General features: G+C 46.9%; 2 protein-coding genes. Both read right to left on the minus strand.

The features are described from left to right. Positions 1 to 203 (minus strand): TniB family NTP-binding protein (locus RH88_RS03450; RefSeq protein WP_005593476.1); only part of this gene is annotated, 203 nt, incomplete at its 3' end. 34 nt (positions 204 to 237) lie between these two features. Beyond that, a partial coding sequence (locus RH88_RS03455; protein WP_138944246.1) for a Mu transposase C-terminal domain-containing protein occupies positions 238 to 1,460 on the minus strand: 1,223 nt, incomplete at its 5' end.

Below are 1,460 nucleotides of genomic sequence, written 5' to 3' on the forward strand. Positions count from 1 at the left end.
ACATAAACCCCGTTACACTTATTGATAAACCACGTTGCTGAGGTGGTCTTACCTAGACCTGGTGCGCCGTAGACAACGCCAAGTTTAGGCGTACCGATTGGGCCTTCTTGTAAGGCATTACCCAAGCTCGCTAATCGAGCAACATTCTTGACAGGTACGATGGTTTGTTTCATGATCTTCTCCGATGAATAAATTTTTTGCATTTCGGCTCTTATCTCGCAAATAAGAGCTGTTTTTTTATTTGACGAATGCAGCTTTGCCCCAGTCATCAAACATCATCTTGCGTCCTTTAAAGTCACTGGACGTTTCATAACGTGCTTTCCACTGACCGTTTAACTCATCAAGCTCTTCGCCTGCTTCCATCTTTTCGTGCAACTCAATCCAGCGAATAAAGCGGCCTTCTTCGGTTTCATCTTCACACTGCTTGGCGCGTTCTTCTTTTTGAATCCTCACAATGTCCTCTTCTAAGAATCGAACCTCAGCCTCAGTCAATGGTGAGCCTTGAGATGGTGAATCAATGCTAGATAGGGCGTCGTGCGCTTCACGACCTGCTTCTAGCGTACTACTGGTAAATTCCACTTCACGTTGAGGAAATGCCGCCACGTTTCGAGCTTGTGTGAGTTCGTGGTTCATCACTTCCTCAGCAAGATCACGAATATTATATTTACTACGCGCTTCTCTTGCGGCCTTGTGGGCCAATTGCATTTGCTGCGTCTGTTTGCGCTTAGCGGCTGAGGCCAACTCTTTACGCGATACGCCTGTGAAGTCTGGTGCTTGTGCAATGCATAAAAATGCATGGTCATCGTTGTACACGACTAAGCGACCAATATCTGACTCGTCGTAGTAAACGTAAACCCAGTCGCCCACGTTAAGCTCTGGCGATATGTACCAAATACCGTCAACCTTAATGCCTTTCTTAGCAATCTTGCGGCGACCGTTGTTACCTGCTGGTGATGCCAGCAACATATCGAGTGCGCGCTCATCGCTAACTCTATCAATCACACCATTCCAGCTTGTTGCCTTGACGAACGGTGAGCAACCTAATGCGCCATGCTCGCGGTGGTGGTATATCTCCAACCACTGATCACAAAATGTCTGTAAATCCTGTGGTGATAACTTGGCCTCAATAATGTCGCCTTTGTTCATCAAGCGATTAGCAAAGGACTTACGCGCCTCAATCCCTTTACGCTCAGCCACATTGTGGCCCACGTAACCAGGCATCATCTCAAGCCAGTCATGGCTAAAGGTTCTGAAAACACGCTCAATATGCGGCTTTTCTTGAGGGTGAAACGGTGTACACAGCGTTTGTTCAATCGATAACGAGATAAACGTTTGTTTCATTCGGTTCGATACATAATCCGAACCATTATCCGTTTTACACGTTACGGGCTTACCCCATTCCAATAGTGCACCGCGCATTAACATGGCGTTTGCTTCGGTTCGTGGCGTTTCAGTCACTA

The organism is Vibrio scophthalmi LMG 19158 (assembly GCF_000222585.1).
Taxonomy (GTDB): domain Bacteria; phylum Pseudomonadota; class Gammaproteobacteria; order Enterobacterales; family Vibrionaceae; genus Vibrio; species Vibrio scophthalmi.